Consider the following 20,376-nt stretch of genomic DNA (forward strand, 5'->3'; position numbering starts at 1 on the left):
CTTGCATCATCCGCTCGACTTTTTTGCGTTCGACCCTACTCCGCCCGTATTTCGCAATGCCTACTGATCTTCCCGCCTGGCAACGTCTGCAGCAGCACTACCAAGCGATCCGCGACCAGCGGATGCGCGACTGGTTTGCCGCGCCCGACGCCCGCGAGCGGGTCGACCGGTTCTCGCTGGAAGCGGCCGGCCTGTTCCTGGACTACTCGAAGAACCGCATCGTGCGGGAGACGATGGACCTGCTGGTCCAGCTCGCCGAAGAGGCCGGCGTGCCCGCGCGGCGCGATGCCATGTTCGCTGGCGCACATATCAATGCGACCGAGGATCGGGCCGCGCTGCATATGGCGCTGCGCGCCGCGCCCGATGCCCCGTTCCAGGTCGATGGCAAGCCGGTGATGCCGGCGGTGCACGATGTGCTCGCGCGCATGCGCGACTTCTCGCAGCGCGTGCGCAGCGGCGAATGGAAGGGGCATAGCGGCAAGACCATCACCGACGTGGTGAACCTGGGCATCGGTGGCTCGGACCTCGGGCCGCGCATGGTGTGCCGCGCGCTGGCGCACCTTGCCGGCGATGGTAGCGAAGGTCGCAAGGTTTCCGGGCCGCGCGTGCATTTCGTCTCCAACGTCGACGGCACCGAGCTGGCCGAGACGCTGGCGCGGCTCGATCCCGAACGCACGCTGGTGATCGTCTGCTCGAAGACCTTCACCACGCTCGAGACGATGGCGAATGCCAACAGCACGCGCCAGTGGTTTGTCGCGCGCGGCGTGCCGGAGGGCGGACTGGCGCGCCATTTCGTCGCGGTCTCGACCAATCTCGAGGCGGTGCGCGCCTTCGGCATCGACCCGGCCAATATGTTCGAGTTCTGGGACTGGATCGGCGGCCGCTTTTCGCTGTGGTCGTCGGTCGGGCTGTCGATCACGCTGGCGCTGGGCTTCGAGGCCTTTGCCGAATTGCTGGCCGGCGGCCGCGAGATGGACGAGCACTTCCGCACCGCGCCGCTCGCGCGCAACATGCCGGTGATCCTCGGCCTGCTGGGGGTCTGGTACCGCAATGTGTTCGGCCTGCCGACCAGCTGCATGGCACCGTACTCGACCTCGCTGGAACTGTTCCCCGCCTTCCTGCAGCAACTGGAAATGGAGAGCAACGGCAAGTCGGTGCAGCGCGACGGCCAGCCGGTGCGCGTCGACACCTCGCCCGTGGTCTGGGGGACGGCCGGCACCAATGGCCAGCACGCCTATTTCCAGCTGATCCACCAGGGCTCGCAGATCGTGCCGGTCGACTTCGTCGCGCCGCTGTCCGCCCCGCGCACGCTGCCGGGCCATCATGCCAAGCTGCTGGCCAACTGCTTCGCGCAGGCCGAGGCGCTGATGCGCGGACGAACCGAGGAAGAACTGCGCGCGGCCGGAATCGTCGAGCCCGAGCGCATCGCGCATATGCGTTTCGCGGGCAATCGGCCCAGCAATATGCTGCTGATCGAGGGCATCACGCCGCGCGCGCTGGGCGCGCTGATCGCGCTGTACGAGCACCGCACCTTCGTGATGGGCGCGATCTGGAATATCAACTCGTTCGACCAGTGGGGCGTCGAACTGGGCAAGCTGCTGGCGCGGCCGATCGAGGCCGAGCTGAACGGACGCGGCGAAGGCCCGCACGATCCGTCCACCAGCGCGCTGATCGCGCGCGCGAGAAGCGCGCTGGCCCGAGGAGGCTGAGCGCCGGCCCTGGCCGCGTGCTCAGACCTCGGCGCCCATCCACTCGTCGCTGGCGACCTTCCCTGCCTCGATGGTCAGGATGCGGCCGCAGCGCGCCGCGACCGAGCGGTCGTGCGTGACCAGCACCAGCGTCGAGCCGGCGTCGCGGTTCAGTTCGAACATCAGCGCGATCACCGCTTCGCCGGTCGCGGTATCGAGGCTGCCGGTCGGCTCGTCGGCGAACAGGATATCGGGCCGCGTGACGAAGGCACGGGCCAGCGCCACGCGCTGCTGCTCGCCGCCCGACAGCGTGCGCGGATAGTGCGACAGGCGCGCGCCCAGGCCCACCCGTTCCAGCATCGCCTTGGCGCGCTCGCGCACGCCGTCGGTCTCGCCGCGCAGCTCCAGCGGCAGCATCACGTTCTCCAGCGCGGTCAGATGGCCGACCAGCTGGAAGGACTGGAACACGAAGCCGACATGCCGGCCGCGCAGCGCGGCGCGCTGGTCCTCGTCGAGCGCGAACAGGTCGTGCCCGTGCAGCGACACGGTGCCGCGGCTCGGCAGATCGAGGCCCGCCATCAGCCCGAGCAGCGTCGATTTGCCCGAACCCGAGGCGCCGACGATGGCCAGCGTTTCGCCGGGCGTGACGGAAAAGGACACGTCGTGCAGAATCGTCAGCGAACCGGTCGCGTCCGTCACGGTCTTTCCCAAGGATTCGACAGCAAGAATGGATGAGGACATGAGCAAGGGTTTCCGGAACGGTTTCTGGCGGGACATCGGTGGACGCTGGCGCGCCCTGGTGCTGGGCGGGCTGCTGGCGCTGGCGGCGATGCCGGCACTGGCGCAACGCGCGCCCACCATCCTGGTGCTTGGCGACAGCCTGTCGGCGGAATATGGCATCGCACGTGGCGCAGGATGGGTCAAGTTATTGGAAGACCGCCTGCGCGCGGAGAGGTTCGATTATAGCGTCGTCAATGCAAGCATCAGCGGCGAGACCACGGTGGGCGGCAAGACCCGTCTGCCCGATCTGCTGACCCGCCACCGCCCCGCCGTCGTGGTGGTCGAGCTCGGCGCCAACGACGCGCTGCGCGGCCTGCCGCTGCAGAGCACCGAGTCCAATCTGCGCCAGATCGTCACCAGCGCGAAGGCGGCCAAGGCCAGCGTGCTGCTGATCGGCATGCGGATCCCGCCCAACTACGGGCCCCACTACACCGAGCGCTTCTTCGCGCTGTATCCGAAGCTGGCGAAGGAGTATCAACTGCCGCTGGTGCCCTTCCTGCTCGACAAGGTGGTGACGCGGCCCGACTGGTTCCAGGACGATCGCATCCATCCGACCGCGCAGGCCCAGCCGGCGCTGCTCGACACCGTCTGGCCGCAGCTGGAGCCGCTGCTCAAGCGCCAGCGGCGCAGCGCGGAGGAAGGCAAGGCGCAGCAGCGCCGCGGGTAAGCCGCAGCACGGTGCCCTGCAGGATGGATGGGTGAACGACCGCACGGCGGCCTTGACCGCCGGTGCCTGAACGGCAGCCCGGTGGCCCTGACCACCGGCGCATGAGAAAGGGGCCCCGCGGGGCCCCTTTCCTCCATGCATTCTCCATGACTACCGGGCAGACCCTGCCGGGCCTGTCCATCGCCATCAGCCTGCCGGCTGGGATTCCGCCGGCGCCGCGGGCTTGAGCACCTCGACGTCCGACCGCGCCTTCAGGCTCTCGAAGAACGCTTCCAGCTCGCTCTGGCCGGCCAGCTGCGACAGCTGCTGGGCATCGGCCTGGCGCTGCGCGGGATTGGCCTGCGCCGGCTGCGAAACCTTGGCGATGCGATAGATCGCATAGCCCTGCGCGCCCAGATCGACGCCAACCATCGCCGGCAGCTTCGACGCATCGGCACGCATCACGGCCTCAACCGCCTTCGGCGCCAGACCGGCCGGCTGCTGGCGCGACACCGTCACGGCCGCGCCGAAGCCGTCGGCCGAACCGCTCTGCTTGAGCTTGGCGAGCTGCGCTTCGCCGTCCTTGCGCGCCAGTTCGGCGGCCTGCTCTGCCACGTACTGCGCGCGGACCTGGTCGCGCACCGCGTCGAACGGCCGCACCGATGCCGGGCGGTACTCGACCACACGGCCGGCGACCAGCGTTTCCGGTCCGACCTGGATCGCTTCGGTGTTGCGCTTGTTCTTGATCGCGTCATCGCTGAACAGCGCGGTCAGCACCTTCTCGTTGTTCAGCGGATTGTTGGCGCCCAGCGCGGGGTTCGGCGCGCGGGTCACGTTGTCGGCGGTCTGGATCGTCAGCTTGAACTTGTCGGCGGCCGGCTTCAGGCTATCCGCTTGCTCATAGACGGTATTGCCGAAGGCATCGGCCTGCTCGGTGAACTGCTTGGCCGCCAGCTGCTTGCGCAGTTCGGCTTCGAGCTCGGTCTTGACCGCCTCGAGCGGACGCGTCTGCGACGGCTTGATCTCGGTCACCTTGATGATGTGATAGCCGTAGTCGGTCTCGACCACATCGCTGAGCTGGTTCGGCTGCAGCGCGTACATCGCGTCCTCGAACGGCTTGACCAGCGCGCCCCGGCCCATGAAGCCGAGGTCGCCGCCCTTCTCCGCCGAGCCCGGATCCTGCGACTGCTTGCGCGCGACGTCGGCGAAGGTGTCCGGATGCTTGCGCAGCTCTTCCAGCAGCCTGGTCGCCTTGTCCTTGGCGGCCTGGCGTTCGGCGGCGGGCGCGTCCTTCGAGGCGGCGATCAGGATATGGCTGGCGCGGCGCTGCTCGTCGGTACGGAAGCGCGCGATATTGCTGTCGTAGTAGGACTTGAGCTGCTCGGGCGTGATGCTGATGCCGGCGGCCAGCGCATCGGCGGACAGCACCAGGTATTCGACCTTGGCCTGCTCTGGCACGCTGAAGGCTTGGCGATGCTTGTCGTAGTACGCCTTCAGCGCGGCGTCGTCGGCCGTGACCTTGGCGGCGTAGTCGGCGGCCTTCAGCAGCAGCGGCTGGACCTCGCGCTGCTGGTCGCGGGCGGCGATCAGGCGGTCGAGCAGCGACTTCGGCATGAAGGCTGTCGCACCGATCGACTGGCCGAGCTGCTGCGTCGCCAGGTCGAAGCGCATGCGCGCGTCGAACTGTTCGGGCGTCATGCCCTGCGAGGCCAGGAGTTCGATATAGGCCTTGTCCTCGACCGTGCCGTCCGCCTTCTTCGGCAGCTGTGCGATCGCGGGGATCGCGATGATTGCCTCGTACAGGCGCTCGTTCGACACGGTCAGATGCTCGCGATTGACTTCGTCGGCGACCACACGCTGCAGGATCAGCTGGTCGAGCACGGCCTTGCGCGCCTCGGGCCCTTCGAACTGGCGCGGATCGTAGGCGGCGCCCAGCACCTGACGCATCCGCTCCGACTGCTCGCGCAGCACGTTATCGACTTCCTGTTGGGTGATGGCGCGGCCACCGACCTTGGCGGCGTCGTGCGAGCTGTCCATGAAGCGCGAATAGCTTTCCACGCCGAAGAACACGAACGACGGAAACACCAGCACCAGCAGCAGCAAAAGCATCAGGCGCCGGTTGTTGCGAACGAAATCAAGCATGCTGACTCGGGATCAAGTTGGGACGGAGGTCAAACTCCGCGATTCTAGCAGGCTGCGCAGGGTCGCCCTGTGGATGTGGCGTCGGCGGCCGCTGCGGACTGGGCAAAAAGACGGGCTACAAATGAAAACAGCCGCATGGAGGCGGCTGATTCGGCCGGCCACCTGGCGGTGCCCGGATGCAATGTGGCGGAGTGGACGGGACTCGAACCCGCGACCCCCGGCGTGACAGGCCGGTATTCTAACCGACTGAACTACCACTCCGATGTCGGTCTCGCCACCGGCGACACGGCCTGACGACGCGGAGGCATGGCGATCGGGCCATCGAGTGAGTGGTGGGTGCTGAGGGGATCGAACCCCCGACCTACGCCTTGTAAGGGCGCCGCTCTACCAGCTGAGCTAAGCACCCGCTCGATGTTGCCGCGATATGGCCGCAATGCCGCCAATCAGGCTGTATCGCCGCGCACGTATCAGCCGTTGACTGCCGTTTGCGCTGCGAGGCCGCAAGTGTAATACAGCGCGTTTGGCTTTGCCAAGCCGAACACCGCGCGGCGCGCAAAAAAAAACCGCAGGGTTCGCCCTGCGGTTTTGCGGCGCCGGCGGGCGCGGTCGGGATCGCCCCGCCCCGCCCTCACGCGATCAGTGGTGAATCATCTCGTGCGTGGCGGCCGCGCCCTTGTCCTTGACTTCGGCAGGGCTGGCGACTTCCTCCGGCAACGGCTCGGGCTTGCGCTCGAGCGCCATTTCCAACACCTTGTCGATCCAGCGCACCGGAACGATTTCGATATTGTTCTTGACGTTGTCCGGGATGTCGGCGAGGTCCTTGACGTTCTCCTCGGGAATCAGCGCCAGCTTGATGCCACCGCGGTGGGCGGCCAGCAGCTTCTCCTTCAGACCGCCGATCGGCAGCACTTCGCCGCGCAGCGTGATCTCGCCGGTCATCGCCACATCGGCGCGCACCGGGATGCCGCTGAGCACCGACACCAGCGCCGTCGTCATCGCGATACCGGCGGACGGACCGTCCTTCGGCGTCGCGCCCTCGGGCACGTGGATGTGGATGTCCCGCTTCTCGAACATCTCGTCCGTGATGCCCAGCCGGCGGGCGCGCGAACGCACCACCGAACGGGCTGCCTCGACCGATTCCTTCATCACGTCGCCCAGCGAGCCGGTGCGGGTGATATTGCCCTTGCCCGGCATCAGCGCCGCCTCGATCGTCAGCAGATCGCCGCCGACCTCGGTCCACGCCAGACCCGTGACCTGGCCCACCTGGTTTTCCTTGCCGGCCAGACCGAAGTCGTACTTGCGCACGCCGAGGAATTTGTCCAGGTTGTCCGAATCGACCTTGACCGTGCCGCTCTCCTTCTTCAGCAGCAGCATCTTGACCACCTTGCGGGCGATCTTCGACACCTCGCGTTCGAGCGAGCGCACGCCGGCTTCCCGGGTGTAGTAGCGGATGATGTCGCGGATCGCCGCTTCGGTGACTTCGATCTCGCCCGGCTTCAGGCCGTTGTTGCGGATCTGCTTCGGCAGCAGGTAACGCTGGGTGATATTGACCTTCTCTTCCTCCGTGTAGCCGGACAGCCGGATCACTTCCATCCGGTCGAGCAGCGGCGGCGGAATGTTCAGCGAGTTCGAGGTTGCGACGAACATCACGTCGGACAGATCGAAGTCCACCTCGATGTAGTGGTCCTGGAACGTGTGGTTCTGTTCCGGGTCCAGCACCTCGAGCAGCGCCGACGACGGGTCGCCGCGGAAGTCCATGCCCATCTTGTCGATCTCGTCGAGCAGGAAGAGCGGATTGCGCACGCCGACCTTGGTCAGGCTCTGCAGGATCTTGCCGGGCATCGAACCGATGTAGGTCCGGCGGTGACCGCGGATCTCGGCCTCGTCGCGCACGCCGCCCAGCGCCATGCGCACGAACTTGCGGTTCGTCGCACGCGCCACGGACTGGCCCAGCGAGGTCTTGCCGACCCCGGGCGGCCCGACCAGGCACAGGATCGGCGCCTTGACCTTGTCGACGCGCTGCTGCACGGCGAGGTATTCCAGGATCCGTTCCTTGACCTTCTCGAGACCGTAGTGGTCTTCGTCGAGCACGCGCTCGGCGTTGGCCAGGTCGTTATTGACCTTGCTCTTCTTGCGCCACGGCAGGTTGACCAGCGTGTCGATGTAGTTGCGCACGACGGTCGCCTCGGCCGACATCGGCGACATCAGCTTGAGCTTCTTGAACTCGGCCTCGGCCTTCTTCTTGGCCTCCTTCGGCATGCGGGCGGCCTTGATGCGCTTGTCGAGCTCCTCGAGATCGGCGCCCTCTTCGCCTTCGCCCAGTTCCTTCTGGATGGCCTTGACCTGCTCGTTCAGGTAGTACTCGCGCTGGCTCTTCTCCATCTGCCGCTTGACGCGGCCACGGATGCGCTTCTCGACCTGCAGGATGTCGATCTCGCCCTCGAGCTGCGACAGCAGGCTCTCCAGGCGCTCGGTCACATTGACCATCTCCAGGATCTTCTGCTTCTGCTCGAGCTTGATCGGCAGGTGCGCGGCGATGGTATCGGCCAGGCGACCCGGCTCGTCGATGCCCGACAGCGAGGTCAGGATCTCCGGCGGGATCTTCTTGTTCAGCTTCACGTACTGGTCGAATTGCGACACGATCGCGCGGCGCAGGGCCTCGGTCTCGGCGCTCTCGCCCGGGCCCAGGGGCACCGGCACGGCCTCGCACATGAAATGCGAGTCGTCCTCGCTCACTTCGCGGATATTCGCGCGCTGCGTGCCTTCGACGAGCACCTTCACGGTGCCGTCGGGCAGCTTCAGCATCTGCAGGATATTGGCGATGCAGCCGACCTCGTACAGGTCTTCGGCGGTGGGCTCATCCTTCGCCGCCGTTTTCTGGGCCACGAGCATGATGCTCTTGCCCGACTCCATCGCAGTTTCCAGCGCCTTGATGGACTTCGGGCGACCCACGAACAGCGGGATCACCATGTGCGGAAACACCACCACGTCGCGCAGCGGCAACAGTGGGAGGCGAATCGGCTCAGCCGGGAGGAGTTGTGTTCCAGACATCAGTTTCCCCAGTCAGTCATTTAAGGCGTAAATTGGGTCGCACGAACCGATTACAAGACAGCAATCACCGGTTCGCAGCATCAGTCAAATGACGGCCCCGACACTTGCGAATCCCGCGCAAACAGCATACCCGCGTTTCCTCCCGTTCGTTTGGCGAAATGAAGAAAAAAAGCCGCTCGCTTTTCGCGAACGGCCTGTCGGTTGGCTGCCGGCGCGGGATCCGCCCATGCGCCGGCGTTCGCGTCAGTTGGAGCCAGCCACTTTGGGCTGGTCCTCGTACATCAGCAAGGGAGGTGCGTCGCCCGTGATGGTGCTTTCGTCGATCACGACTTTTTGCACGCCCTTGTAATTCGGCAGGTCGTACATGACATCCATCAGCGATTGTTCGAGGATCGAACGCAGGCCGCGCGCACCCGTCTTGCGCTTGATGGCCTTGCGGGCAATCGCGGACAGCGCTGCCGGCCGGATTTCCAGTTCGACGCCTTCCATGGCCAGCAGTTTCTGATACTGCTTGACCAGCGCGTTCTTCGGCTCGACCAGGATCTGCATCAGCGCGGCCTCGTCGAGCTTGGACAGCGTCGCTACCACCGGCAGGCGGCCGATCAGCTCGGGGATCAGGCCGAACTTGATCAGGTCTTCCGGTTCGGTCTGCGGCAGAACCTCGCTGACGTCGCGCTCTTCCTTGCTCTGGACCTGCGCGCCGAAGCCGATGCCGGTCTTGTCCGAACGCTGCATGATCACCTTCTCCAGTCCATCGAAGGCGCCGCCGCAGATGAACAGGATGTTGGTGGTATCGACCTGCAGGAAGTCCTGGTTCGGATGCTTGCGCCCGCCTTGGGGCGGCACCGAGGCCATGGTGCCTTCGATCAGCTTCAGCAGCGCCTGCTGCACGCCCTCGCCCGACACGTCGCGCGTGATGGACGGGTTGTCCGACTTGCGCGAGATCTTGTCGATCTCGTCGATGTAGACGATGCCGCGCTGGGCCTTCTCGACCTCGTAATTGCAGTTCTGCAGCAGCTTCTGGATGATGTTCTCGACGTCCTCGCCGACATAGCCGGCTTCGGTCAGCGTGGTCGCGTCCGCGATCACGAACGGGACGTTGAGCAGGCGTGCCAGCGTCTGCGCGAGCAGCGTCTTGCCCGAACCGGTCGGGCCGATCAGCAGGATATTGCTCTTGGAGAGCTCGACATCGTCCTTCTTGCCGAGATGCTTGAGCCGCTTGTAGTGGTTGTAGACAGCCACGGCCAGGATCTTCTTGGCCTGCTCCTGGCCAATCACATACTGGTCCAGGCTTTCGCGGATCTCGTGCGGCGTCGGCAGATCCGACTTCGCCGCGGCCGGGGCGTCCTTGTCGGCGCCGGCGGCTTCATCGCGAATGATCTCGTTGCACAGGTCGATGCATTCGTCGCAGATGAACACCGACGGGCCGGCGATCAGCTTCTTGACCTCGTGCTGGCTTTTGCCGCAGAAGGAGCAATACAGAAGCTTCTCGCTGGATGAACCTTTTTTGTCCGCCATAGGAATCGTCACATTAGCAGGGGCGCGCCAGGGCGCAGAAAGGACCTTGGCGATACGCGTCAAACGCATCATACGCCAAAACCTTTCGGGCAGCGGGCGGAACCCCCAAGGTGTGGGGGCAAACACCACAAACGAGGCGCAGGGCCTCGTTATGTGGTGTAGGCTTGGCCGTTTGAGGCCGGATCAGGGTTCGAAGCCGGCGCGCCGCGCCAGGCTCAACCGCGGCGGGCGATCACCTTGTCGATCAGGCCGTAGTCGACCGCCTGGTCGCCGCTCATGAAATTGTCCCGGTCGGTATCGCGGGCAATCTTCTCGACCGGCTGACCCGTGACCTCGGCCAGGATCGAATTCAGGCGCTCGCGCAGATAGAGGATCTCGCGCGCCTGGATCTCGATGTCCGAGGCCTGGCCACGCGCGCCGCCCAGCGGCTGGTGGATCATGATCCGCGAGTTGGGCAGCGCCAGGCGCTTGCCCTTGGCGCCGGCGGCCAGCAGGAACGCGCCCATGCTGGCGGCCATGCCCATGCACAGCGTCGACACGTCCGGCTTGATGAACTGCATCGTGTCGTACACCGCCAGACCGGCCGATACCGAACCGCCCGGCGAGTTGATGTAGAGGAAGACATCCTTGTCGGGATTCTCGCTCTCCAGGAACAGCAGCTGCGCGATCACCAGATTGGCGGTCTGGTCGTTGACTTCGCCCACCATGAACACCAGGCGCTCCTTCAGCAGGCGCGAGTAGATGTCATAGGCGCGCTCGCCCCGACCGGACTGCTCCACCACCATCGGCACCAGCCCGAGGCCCATGGTCTCCAGCGCCGAGGCTTGCGTGGTGGCGAGACGATCGAGCAAATCATTGCGGGTCATGCAGGGTTCTCCAGAATTCGGTGGCAGGCCAGTGGCCTCGGCGAAAGGCAAACAAGCCGCCCGAAGGCGGCTTTTTCTTTCGATCAGGCTTGCTGGCCGCCGTTGCCTTCGGCCGTCAGCTCTTCGAAGGACACCGGCTTGTCGATGACCTTGGCCTTCTCGCACACGAAATTTACCACGTTGTTTTCGAGCACGTAGGCTTCCATCTCGGCCAGGCGCTGCTGGTCGCCGTAGTACCAGCGCATGACTTCCTTCGGATCTTCGTAGCTCTTGGCGAACTCCTCGATCTCGGCCTTGATCTGGTCGGCCTTGGCCTCCAGGCCGTTGGCCTTGACGATCTCGGCCAGGATCAGGCCCAGCTTGACGCGGCGCTCGGCCTGCTGCGCGAACATCTCCGGCGGAATCGGCATGTCCTTGGCGTTCGGCATGCCACGCTGCTCGAGGTCGCGGCGGGCCATCTGCACCAGGCGCTCCTGGTCCTGCTCGATCAGCGCCTTGGGCACGTCCAGCTCGCTGGCCTTGATCAGCGCTTCCATGACCTGGTCCTTCAGCATCGCGTGCGTGCGGCGCTTGACCTCGCGCTCCAGGTTCTCGCGAATGTCGGCGCGCATCTTCTCGACGCTGCCGTCGGCGATGCCCAGCGACTTGGCGAAGTTGTCGTCGACCTCGGGCAGGTGAGCCCACTCGACCTGCTTCATCGTGATGGTGAATTCGGCGGTCTTGCCGGCGACTTCCTTGCCGTGATAGTCCTCGGGGAACGCCAGCGGGAACGTCTTGCTCTCGCCAACCTTCAGGCCCAGCGCGGCCTGCTCGAACTCGGGCAGCATGCGGCCTTCGCCCAGCACGAAGACGAAGTCCTCGGCCTTGCCGCCGGCGAACTCCACGCCGTCGATCTTGCCGACGAAGTCGACCGTCACGCGGTCGCCGTTCTTGGCCGCCACTTCACCGCCGCCGTCGCCGTGCTCGCCGGCTTCGCCGCGGGCGTGGTAGTGGACGCGCTGCTTGCGCAGGATCTCGATGGTCTTGTCGATCTCGGCGTCGGTGATCTCGGTCTTGGTGCGGACCACTTCGGCGGCCGACAGGTCACCGATCTTGACTTCCGGGTAGACCTCGAAGGTGGCGTCGAATGCCACTTCGTCGTCCGCCACGCCTTCGGTCTTGATCTCGAACTTGGGCTGGCCGGCGACCTTGACGTCCTGCTGCTGGGTGATGTCGAAGAACTTGCGGGCGGCCTTGTCGAAGCGCACTTCGAACTCGACCTGCTGGCCGTACTGCTTCTCGACCATCTTCATCGGCACCTTGCCCGGGCGGAAGCCGGCCATCTTGACCGTCTTCGACAGGCGAACCAGGCGCTCCTGCTTCTCCTTCTCGACCTCGGCCTTCGGAATGGCCAGGGTCACCTTGCGGTCGAGTTTGCCGAGGTTTTCAATCACATTCGACATGGTCGTCAATCCAATCCAGAAATGTTGTTGTGTTCGTCAGCGCGTTCCGCTTGCGTGCCTGCGTGCAGGGTTTTCTCCCTCAGGCCGTCGAACGGTTCGCACGCACCAGCCACGCATGAGGCACGCGGACAAGCCGCCTGAGCCCCGATCGCGAACTCGCGCAAACAAACACACCGCGCAAACGGAAAACGCGGATTATCGCACGGTTTCGATCCGGTTCCGGCAGTTTTTACCCTGACAGGGCTTGGCCGGGCCGCCCGGCGCCCTGCCCGGCATCCGGTTCAGCATCCCGCCCGGTATCCCGTTCGGCATCCTGCCCGTCGCCGCCGTGCTGCCCATGCCGCAGCGCCCGCAGCAGCAGCCGCGCCGGATCCAGCGCGTCGGCGAGATCGCTTTCCACCGGCAGCGGCTCTCCCTCGATCCGGCTGGCCAGCAGTTCGCCGGCCAGCGCCGCCCAGGTCAGCCCGCGCGAGGCGAACGCGAGCGCCACATACAGGCCCGGCAGCCGCGGCAGATCGCGCAGATGCGCGCCGCGCAGCGAGGCCGCCCGGCGCTCGCACTCGGCCTCGTCGGCCACCTGGCCGACCCACGGCAAGCGATTGTGCGAGACGCTGCGCACGCCGACATATCCGTGCAGCGCGGCGGGATCCAGCGCACTGACCGCCGCGCTCCGGTCCGGCAACAGCGCCGACAGCCGGCGCAGATTGTCGGCATGGGTCTCGACCCGTTCCACCAGCGACCCTTCGTCCGGCTCGTAGCTGGACCCGATCCTGGCGCTGCCGTCGCCGTCGCGCGGCAGCAGGTAGCCGCTGCCCGTCACCACGCAGTCGGGCCAGCGGCCCAGGCGAGCGACATCGCCCGGCTCGAGCGTGGTCAGTTGCCCCCGCACGCGCCGGATCGGCAGATGGCGCAGCGGCAGCAGGCCGCTGGCGTGGTGCGCATTGGCGAGCACCAGCACCGGCGCCTCGGCCACCGGCCGCCCTGCCTCGTCGAATACCTGCCAGCCGTCATCGGTCCGATGCAGGGAGGCGATACGGCAGCCGAACCGCGTCTCCACGGCCGCCCCCGCCATCGCCAACTGAGCGCGGCAGACGTCGGGCGGCGCGACCCATCCCCCCTGGGGGAACCACAAGCCGCCGCGCGCCACCGTGGCGCCATGCTCGTCGGCAGCCTGCTGCGCCGACATCCAGCGTACGTACTCCGCGGGGAACCCGAGTTCAGCCAGCGCGCGCTGCTGCAGCGCCGTGTCCTCGTCGTCCTGACCGACCTGCAGCACGCCGCAACCGTGCCAGCCGACCGGATGTCCGGCCTCGGCCAGCGCCTGCCAGGCCCGCAATGCATGGAGATTGCCGGCGCGCGACAGCCGCGACAGCACGCTGTCGTCCGGCGACAGATGCGGGTGCATGGCTGCCGCGCGATGCGCCGAAGTCTCGCGCGCCGGGCCGTCGTGCGCGTCAATCAGCGTCACGCGCCAGCCGCGCGCCGCCAGCCGCTCGGTCACCGCACAGCCGGCCAATCCGGCGCCGATCACCATCGCGTGGCGCCGCGTCCAGGCACCGGGCGAAGGCGGCGCATGGCGGCGCCGGCGCTCGGCCGGCACGCGCGCGACCGTCATGTCGCGCTTGCTGCCGAAGCCCGGCGCCTTGCTGACCTCGAACCCCGCCGCCTGCAGGCCGCGCCGCACGAAGCCGGCGGCCGTATAGGTCGCCAGCGTGGCGCCGGGACGCGCCAGCCGGGCCAGCCCCTTCATCACCACCGGATCCCACATGTCGGCATTGCGCGCCGGGGCGAAGCCGTCCAGATAGAAGGCATCGGCACCGACTGCCAGCCGCGGCAAGAGTGCCTGCACGTCCCCCAGCGCGAGCGTCAGCACCACCGCGCCGCCGTCGAAGGCGAGCCGATGCAGCCCCGGCAGCGCTAGGGGCCACGCGGCCTGCAACTGCTGCGCGAGCGGTGCCAGCTCTTCGAGGTCGGCATGCAGCGCCGCCAGGCCTTCACGGGTAAATGGATGCTTCTCGATCGAGACGAAATGCAGGCGCGCGCAGCGGCGCGGGTCGTCGCGCCAGGCCTGCCACGTCGCCAGGAAATTGAGCCCCTGGCCGAAGCCCGTTTCGACGATGACGAATTGTTCCCGCCCCTGCCACGCCTGCGGCAGGCCATTGCCGCCGAGAAAGACATGCCGCGCCTGCGCCAGCCCGCCCTCGACGCTGTGATAGACGTCGTCATAGCGGGGCGAGTACGGCGTACCCTGGTCGGACAGGATCGGCTCGGCGGGATCGAGGGCGCTGGGCATCGGAAGAACGGAAAAACAGGACGGAGGACGACGCGGCGAGACGCTTCGCGGCACGCCAGGACCGGCGCACGATCGCCGCAAAAAAAACGGCGCAAAAAACGGCGCAAAGCCGGCCCAAAACGAGCGCAAAACGCTGCATGACGGCCACGGGCGCCGCGGAAGGTCGGCCGGATGGTAGCATGGCGCCCTGCTCCGCCCGCCCCTGCCATGCTCAGCTATCGCCACGCCTTCCACGCCGGCAATCACGCCGACGTTCTCAAGCACGCCATCGTCACCCATCTGCTCGATTACCTGACGCAGAAGGACAAGCCGTTCTGGTACATCGACACGCACGCCGGCGCCGGCCTTTATGCGCTGGACGAGGGCTATGCGACCAAGAAATCGGAGTTCGAGACCGGTATCGCTCCGCTGTGGCGGGCCGCCGCGGAAGGCCGCGCGCTGCCGCCGCTGCTGCAGGAATACCTGGACCAGGTGCGCACGCTGAATCCGGACGGCCGCCTCCGGCACTATCCCGGCTCGCCGTGGCTCGCCTGGCAGATGCTGCGCGACGCGGACCGGCTGCGGCTGTTCGAACTGCACAGCACCGAGATCCAGGTGCTGCGCGAGAACTTCCGCGGCGCGGGACGCCGCGTGATGCTGTACGACGGCGACGGCTTCGGCGGCATCAAGGCCATCCTGCCGCCCCCGCCGCGCCGCGCGCTGGTGCTGATCGATCCGTCATACGAGGACAAGCAGGACTACGCGCGCACCGTGCAGTGCCTGCGCGATGGGCTGCAGCGCTTCGCCACCGGCACCTATGCAGTCTGGTATCCGCAGGTGCAGCGGCGCGAGTCCGTGCAATTGCCGGTCCAGATGAAGGCGCTGCCGTTCAAGGGCTGGCTGCATGCCACGCTGACGGTCAAGCACCCGGTGCCCGGCGGGCTCGGCCTGCATGGCAGCGGCATGTTCGTGGCCAATCCGCCCTGGACGCTGCGGGCGGCGCTTGAGGCGGCGCTGCCGGCGCTGGTCGAACTGCTCGGCCAGGACGCCGGCGCGACCTTCACGCTGGAAGGCGAGCAGCCCTGAGCGACGGCGCGGCGGCGTTTCGCATCACCGGCGCCGTGCAGCGCGCCGACAGCTACCGTTCGCACACGGCGGCCTGCCTGTTTCCGCTACATCATCCGGCGGGTGAACTGCCCTCGCTCGGCGCCTGCCATCAGGTCGAGGAACGCCTCCGTGGTCATGTGGATCAGCTCCTCGTGATCCCCCGCCTCGAAATAGACCTCGGGCTGGCCAAGCAGGCTCTCGTCGATATAGGTGCGCATGCCATAGGCCATGCCGACCGGCGGGATCGCGCCCAGCACGCAGTCCTTGAACACTTCGCGCACCTCGTCCTCGCTGGCCATCGTCAGCCGGCGGCCGGTGCGTTCGCATAGCTCGGACAGATCGAGCAGGCGGGTCGACGGCATCACCGCCACCACATAGCCCGCCTCGTCCTCCAGCAATACGGTCTTGACCAGGCGATCGCCCGGCACATGGGCCGCTTGCGCGGTCGCCATGCTGCCCAGCGCATACGGGTGGCGGATGATATCGAAATGGCTGTTCTTGCTGCTCAGGCAAGTCGCCAGGGTGGTTGCCAGTGCCATGATGGTTCCCCTCTTCGAGATACAGGGATGGCGCGCACTGGCGTGAGGCGCGTGGCGCGCCGTCCGCGAATGGGGGGCGCCGGTGCAACGCTGGCCTGCGGGTATCTACTATAGGACGCGGGGGACGGGACGCGGGGACGCCCGGAACGCGGGCGGCCGCGATGGCGCCGCCACGCTGGAACGGGAAAGCCGCGGCGAACCAGCGGCGAACCAGCGGCGAATCAGCGGCGAATCAGCGGCGAATCAGCGAGGAGTCAGCGGGGAACCGCGGCGGATCAGCGCGGGAACGTCACGGTGCCGTGGACGGTGACGCCCGGCGGCACATGGACCGGGGCCGGCTCGACATAGACCGGGGCCGGCTGGACATAGACCGGCGCCGGGCCGTAGTACCCGTAGCGCGGCCCCTTGCACTTGCGTTCTTCCTTGTAGTCGCCGTTGCCCTTGAACTTGCGTTCGACCTTGCAGTTGCCGTCCCAGTACTCTTCCTTGTAGTCGCCGCCATGGTGATGACCGCGCCATTTGCCATGGCCACTTTCGTCCTTCCACGGATCGGCGTGGACGGCCAGCGGCAGCGCGAGCAAGGCGGCGAGACAGAGGGTTTTTGCTGTGAGGGTCATGATGTTGTCCCGATTCGACGCGGGCGCGACGGCGTTCTTCTTGTCGAGCAGCTTAGCGCCGGCGCGGATCCCCGGCGAGCCATCCGGTGAAACGTCGGTAAGCAAATGTTTCACCAATCGCGGCGGCCGGGCGCTGCCGTACGGGAAACGAGACGATCAGGAAGTGTGGTGCGAGGGAGGGGACTCGAACCCCTACACCATTGCTGGCGTCAGGACCTAAACCTGGTGCGTCTACCAATTTCGCCACCCTCGCGGTCCAAGCGGTGCCGCCCTGACGGGAGGCTCCGCGGTCTGTCGGGCATCAAGGCCGAAAAAACAAAGGAGGCGACCGGAACTGCATGCGCCCCCCTGCTTCTCCGACCGGCCTGCGGCGTTGCACCGCTGCCCGGCAAAGACCGCGGATTGTAGCGCATGGTTCGGCGCGAATCCAGTCCCCCGGGCAGCCCATGACCAGGCTGCGATCAGGCCGCGATCACGCCCCGATCAAGCCATCACGCCGCTGGCCTCCTCCGGCCGGCGCACGCGGAACCAGGCGGCGTACAGCGCCGGCAGGAACAGCAGCGTCAGCACCGTGGCGACCAGCAGGCCACCCATGATCGCGACCGCCATCGGCCCCCAGAACACCGAGCGCGACAGCGGGATCATCGCCAGCACGGCGGCCGCCGCGGTCAGCATGATCGGCCGGAAGCGGCGTACCGCGGCCTCGACGATCGCGGTCCAGGCCGGCACGCCGGCGCGGATGTCCTGCTCGATCTGGTCGACCAGGATCACCGAGTTGCGGATGATCATGCCGACCAGCGCGGTGATGCCCAGCTGGGCAACGAAGCCCATCGGCGCCTGCAGCAGCAACAGCGTCGCCGCGGCGCCGATCAGCCCGAGCGGGCCGGTCAGGAACACCATCACCGCGCGCGAGAAGCTGTGCAGCTGCAGCATCAGCAGCGTGAAGATCAGGAACACGCACAGCGGCAGCTGCGCGGCGATCGACGCGCCCGCCTTGCCGCTCTCCTCCTCGGCGCCGGCCACCGTGATCAGGTAGCCGGCCGGCAGCTCGGCGCGCAGCTTGTCGAGCTGCGGGTTGATCTGCGCGGTCACGGTCGGTCCCTGGATGCCGTCGACCACGTCGGCCTGCACGGTCACGCCGAAATCGCGATTCTCGCGCCAGACGATGCCCGGCTCGGAACGGATGCCGATGCGCGCCACCTGCGTCAGCGGCACCGCGCGCCCGCTGGCGGTCGGCACCTGCACGTTGTGCAGATCGGCCAGCGCCTCGCGTTCGTCCCGGGCCGAGCGCATCACGATGTCGATCAGCTTGTCGCCGTCGCGATACTGGCCGACCGGCGCGCCGGTCAGCACGGTCTGCGTGACGCGGGCGATCGCATTGGTGGTCACGCCGAGCGCGCGCGCCTTTTCCTGATCGATGTCCAGGCGCAGCACCTTGACGTTCTCGTTCCAGTTGTCATTGACGCCGACCGTATTCGGATTGGCGCTCATGATCGCCTTGACCTGGTCGGCGATCCGCCGCACCCCCGCCGCCTCGGGCCCGATCACGCGGAACTGCACCGGATAGGCAACCGGCGGCCCGTTCGGCAGCAGCTTGACGCGGCCGCGTAGCTGGGGAAAGTCGCTTGCCAGCAGCGCGATGATGCGCTGGCGCAGCCGCTCGCGCACCTCGACGTCGACCGGCAGCACGATCAGCTGCACCACATTGCTCTGCGGGAAGATCTGGTCCAGCGGCAGATAGAAGCGCGGCGCGCCGGTGCCGACGAAGGTGGTGATGCTGCCGACATCGGCATCGCCGCGCAGCGCGGCCTCGAAGCGCCTGGCCTCGGCCTCGCTCTGCGCGAAGCTGGCGCCCTCGGGCAGCCACATCTCGACCATCAGCTCGGGCCGGCTGGAATCGGGGAAGAACTGCTTCTCGACGAACTGGAAGGCAAAGATGCCGAGCGCGAAGGTCCCCAGCGTGATCGCGATCACGGTCTTGCGCCAGTCCACGCACCAGTCCACCGCGCGGCGGAAGCGCGCATAGAACGGCGTGTCGAACACCTCGTGATGGCCGCCCTCGCTCGGCGTGACCTTCAGCAGCAGATAACCCAGATACGGCGTGAAATAGACCGCCGCCAGCCACGACAGCACCAGCGCGAGCGCCGTCACCGCGAAGATGGCGAAGGTGTATTCGCCGACCGTCGAACGCGCGAGACCCACCGGCAGGAAGCCCGCGGCGGTGATCAGCGTGCCGGTCAGCATCGGCATCGCGGTCGAGGTGTAGGCGAAGGTCGCGGCCTCCATCTTGGAGAAGCCCTCCTCCAGCTTGCGCACCATCATCTCGACCGCGATGATGGCGTCGTCGACCAGCAGTCCGAGCGCGATGATCAGCGCGCCCAGCGAGACCTTGTGCAGGCCGATGTCGAACACGTTCATGAACAGGAACGTGACCGCCAGCACCAGCGGGATCGTCAGCGCCACCACCAGGCCGGGGCGCGCGTCTAGCCGCAGCGGCTTGGTGTGCAGGCCCAGCGAGATGAAGCTGACCGCCAGCACGATCACCACGGCCTCGATCAGCACGCGCACGAACTCCCCGACCGAACGCTTGACCGCCTCCGGCTGGTCCTGCACCTGCTCCATCTCGATGCCGACCGGCAGCTGCTTGCGCAGCGTGTCGGCCTCGGCGCGCAGCGCCTCGCCCAGCGCGATGATGTCGCCGCCCTTCTCCATCGAGATGCCCAGGCCGATCACGTCCTTGCCGTTGAAGCGCATGCGCGGCGCCGGCGGATCGACGTAGCCGCGATAGACGCGCGCGATATCGCCGAGCCGGATGTTCGCCGCGCCGTTGGGGCCGCGCAGCACCATATTGCGCAGGTCGCCGACATCGGCGAACTGGCCCGACACGCGCACCTGCACGTTGTCGCTGGGCGTCACCAGCACGCCGCTGGCGGTCAGGTTGTTCTGCTGGGCGATCTGGTCGGCAATCGCGTTCAGGTCCAGCCCGAGTTGCGCGAAGCGGGTCTGGTTGAACTCGATATAGATCTTCTCGTCCTGCAGGCCGATCAGCGACACCTTGGCGACCGACGGCACGCGCAGCAGCTGCTGGCGCACCAGGTCGGCATATTCGCGCAGTTCCTTGTAGGTGAAGCCGTCGGCGGACAGCGCGTAGATGGTGCCGTAGACATCGCCGAACTCGTCGTTGAAGAACGGCCCGCGCACGCCGGCCGGCAGCGTGCCGGCGATATCGCCGATCTTCTTGCGCACCGTGTACCAGATCTGCGCGGTCTCCTTCGCCGGCGCGTCGTCGCGCAGCTGGAAGATCACGGTGGTCTCGCCCGGCTTGGAGAAGCTGCGGATCTTGTCCGCGTAGGGGACTTCCTGCAGCTGGCGTTCGAGCTTGTCGGTGACCTGCACCGCAATCTGCTCGGCGGTGGCGCCGGGCCAGAAGGCCTGCACCACCATCACGCGGAAGGTGAACGGCGGGTCTTCGTCCTGCCCCAGCTGGAAATACGACATCAGCCCGGCCAGCAGCAACACCACCAGCAGATAGCGCGTCAGCGCCTGGTGCTCGAGCGCCCAGCGCGACAGATTGAATCGGGAGTGCTCCATCGCGGCGCCCTTAGCTGCGAGCGGTGGGCGCGCTGGCCGGGGCGCTGGTGGGCGCAGGGGCCGGCGCACTGGCCGGGGCACTTGCCGGCGCGCTGGTCGGTGCGCTGGTCGGTGCGC

13 protein-coding genes and 3 tRNA genes are annotated in these 20,376 nt (G+C 67.0%); 3 read left to right on the plus strand and 13 right to left on the minus strand.

The window, feature by feature from the left end:
• The first annotated feature begins 56 nt into the window (after positions 1 to 56).
• Complete coding sequence (pgi, locus tag F1599_RS10580) at positions 57 to 1,709, plus strand: glucose-6-phosphate isomerase (RefSeq protein ID WP_150083044.1); 1,653 nt, start codon at positions 57 to 59, stop codon at positions 1,707 to 1,709.
• 21 nt (positions 1,710 to 1,730) lie between these two features.
• On the opposite strand, the gene F1599_RS10585 is transcribed toward pgi, so the two are convergent.
• Positions 1,731 to 2,429, minus strand: coding sequence for an ABC transporter ATP-binding protein (locus tag F1599_RS10585; RefSeq protein WP_053823111.1), 699 nt, complete (start codon positions 2,427 to 2,429; stop codon positions 1,731 to 1,733).
• Between F1599_RS10585 and F1599_RS10590 the strand changes: the two genes are divergently transcribed.
• Complete coding sequence (locus tag F1599_RS10590; protein WP_150083046.1) at positions 2,428 to 3,135, plus strand: arylesterase; 708 nt, start codon at positions 2,428 to 2,430, stop codon at positions 3,133 to 3,135. The two genes, F1599_RS10585 and F1599_RS10590, sit on opposite strands and share 2 nt — an antisense overlap.
• 186 nt (positions 3,136 to 3,321) lie before the next feature.
• On the opposite strand, the gene F1599_RS10595 is transcribed toward F1599_RS10590, so the two are convergent.
• From F1599_RS10595 to mnmC, 8 genes are all read right to left on the minus strand, one after another.
• Entirely contained in the window at positions 3,322 to 5,256 is a 1,935-nt protein-coding gene (locus tag F1599_RS10595; protein ID WP_150083048.1) for a SurA N-terminal domain-containing protein, read from the minus strand.
• A gap of 184 nt (positions 5,257 to 5,440) precedes the next feature.
• Positions 5,441 to 5,517: transfer RNA gene (locus F1599_RS10600), tRNA-Asp, on the minus strand.
• 69 nt (positions 5,518 to 5,586) lie between these two features.
• Positions 5,587 to 5,662, minus strand: a tRNA-Val gene (locus F1599_RS10605).
• A gap of 230 nt (positions 5,663 to 5,892) precedes the next feature.
• A complete protein-coding gene (gene lon, locus F1599_RS10610) occupies positions 5,893 to 8,307 on the minus strand; it encodes an endopeptidase La (RefSeq protein WP_149318860.1) in 2,415 nt (804 codons plus the stop codon).
• Between the two features lie 243 nt (positions 8,308 to 8,550).
• Positions 8,551 to 9,825 carry an ATP-dependent Clp protease ATP-binding subunit ClpX gene (clpX, locus tag F1599_RS10615; RefSeq protein WP_149318861.1) on the minus strand — a complete coding sequence of 425 codons (1,275 nt, stop codon included), beginning with the start codon at positions 9,823 to 9,825 and terminating at the stop codon, positions 8,551 to 8,553.
• A 215-nt stretch (positions 9,826 to 10,040) separates the two neighbouring features.
• Positions 10,041 to 10,691 (minus strand): ATP-dependent Clp endopeptidase proteolytic subunit ClpP, encoded by a 651-nt coding sequence (clpP, locus tag F1599_RS10620; protein WP_006575957.1) that lies wholly within the window; start codon positions 10,689 to 10,691, stop codon positions 10,041 to 10,043.
• An 83-nt stretch (positions 10,692 to 10,774) separates the two neighbouring features.
• On the minus strand, positions 10,775 to 12,133 hold the full coding sequence (tig, locus tag F1599_RS10625) for a trigger factor (protein WP_149318862.1): 1,359 nt from the start codon (positions 12,131 to 12,133) through the stop codon (positions 10,775 to 10,777).
• Positions 12,134 to 12,362: 229 nt separating this feature from the next.
• Positions 12,363 to 14,426 (minus strand): bifunctional tRNA (5-methylaminomethyl-2-thiouridine)(34)-methyltransferase MnmD/FAD-dependent 5-carboxymethylaminomethyl-2-thiouridine(34) oxidoreductase MnmC, encoded by a 2,064-nt coding sequence (gene mnmC / locus F1599_RS10630; protein WP_150083050.1) that lies wholly within the window; start codon positions 14,424 to 14,426, stop codon positions 12,363 to 12,365.
• Between the two features lie 207 nt (positions 14,427 to 14,633).
• On the opposite strand from mnmC, the gene F1599_RS10635 reads away from it, so the two are divergent.
• On the plus strand, positions 14,634 to 15,491 hold the full coding sequence (locus F1599_RS10635) for a 23S rRNA (adenine(2030)-N(6))-methyltransferase RlmJ (RefSeq protein ID WP_149318864.1): 858 nt from the start codon (positions 14,634 to 14,636) through the stop codon (positions 15,489 to 15,491).
• A gap of 86 nt (positions 15,492 to 15,577) precedes the next feature.
• On the opposite strand, the gene F1599_RS10640 is transcribed toward F1599_RS10635, so the two are convergent.
• The 4 genes from F1599_RS10640 to F1599_RS10655 all read right to left on the minus strand — a co-directional run bounded on the left by F1599_RS10640 (position 15,578) and on the right by F1599_RS10655 (position 20,259).
• Entirely contained in the window at positions 15,578 to 16,051 is a 474-nt protein-coding gene (locus F1599_RS10640) for an aminoacyl-tRNA deacylase (RefSeq protein WP_149318865.1), read from the minus strand.
• Between the two features lie 275 nt (positions 16,052 to 16,326).
• On the minus strand, positions 16,327 to 16,668 hold the full coding sequence (locus F1599_RS10645) for a PXPV repeat protein (RefSeq protein WP_223819567.1): 342 nt from the start codon (positions 16,666 to 16,668) through the stop codon (positions 16,327 to 16,329).
• A 166-nt stretch (positions 16,669 to 16,834) separates the two neighbouring features.
• A tRNA-Leu gene (locus tag F1599_RS10650) sits at positions 16,835 to 16,921 on the minus strand.
• A 230-nt stretch (positions 16,922 to 17,151) separates the two neighbouring features.
• Positions 17,152 to 20,259, minus strand: a complete 3,108-nt coding sequence (locus tag F1599_RS10655; RefSeq protein ID WP_150083052.1) for an efflux RND transporter permease subunit — start codon at positions 20,257 to 20,259, stop codon at positions 17,152 to 17,154.
• Positions 20,260 to 20,376: the final 117 nt, after the last annotated feature.

The sequence above is a fragment of the Cupriavidus cauae genome (assembly GCF_008632125.1).
Taxonomy (GTDB): Bacteria; Pseudomonadota; Gammaproteobacteria; order Burkholderiales; family Burkholderiaceae; genus Cupriavidus; species Cupriavidus cauae.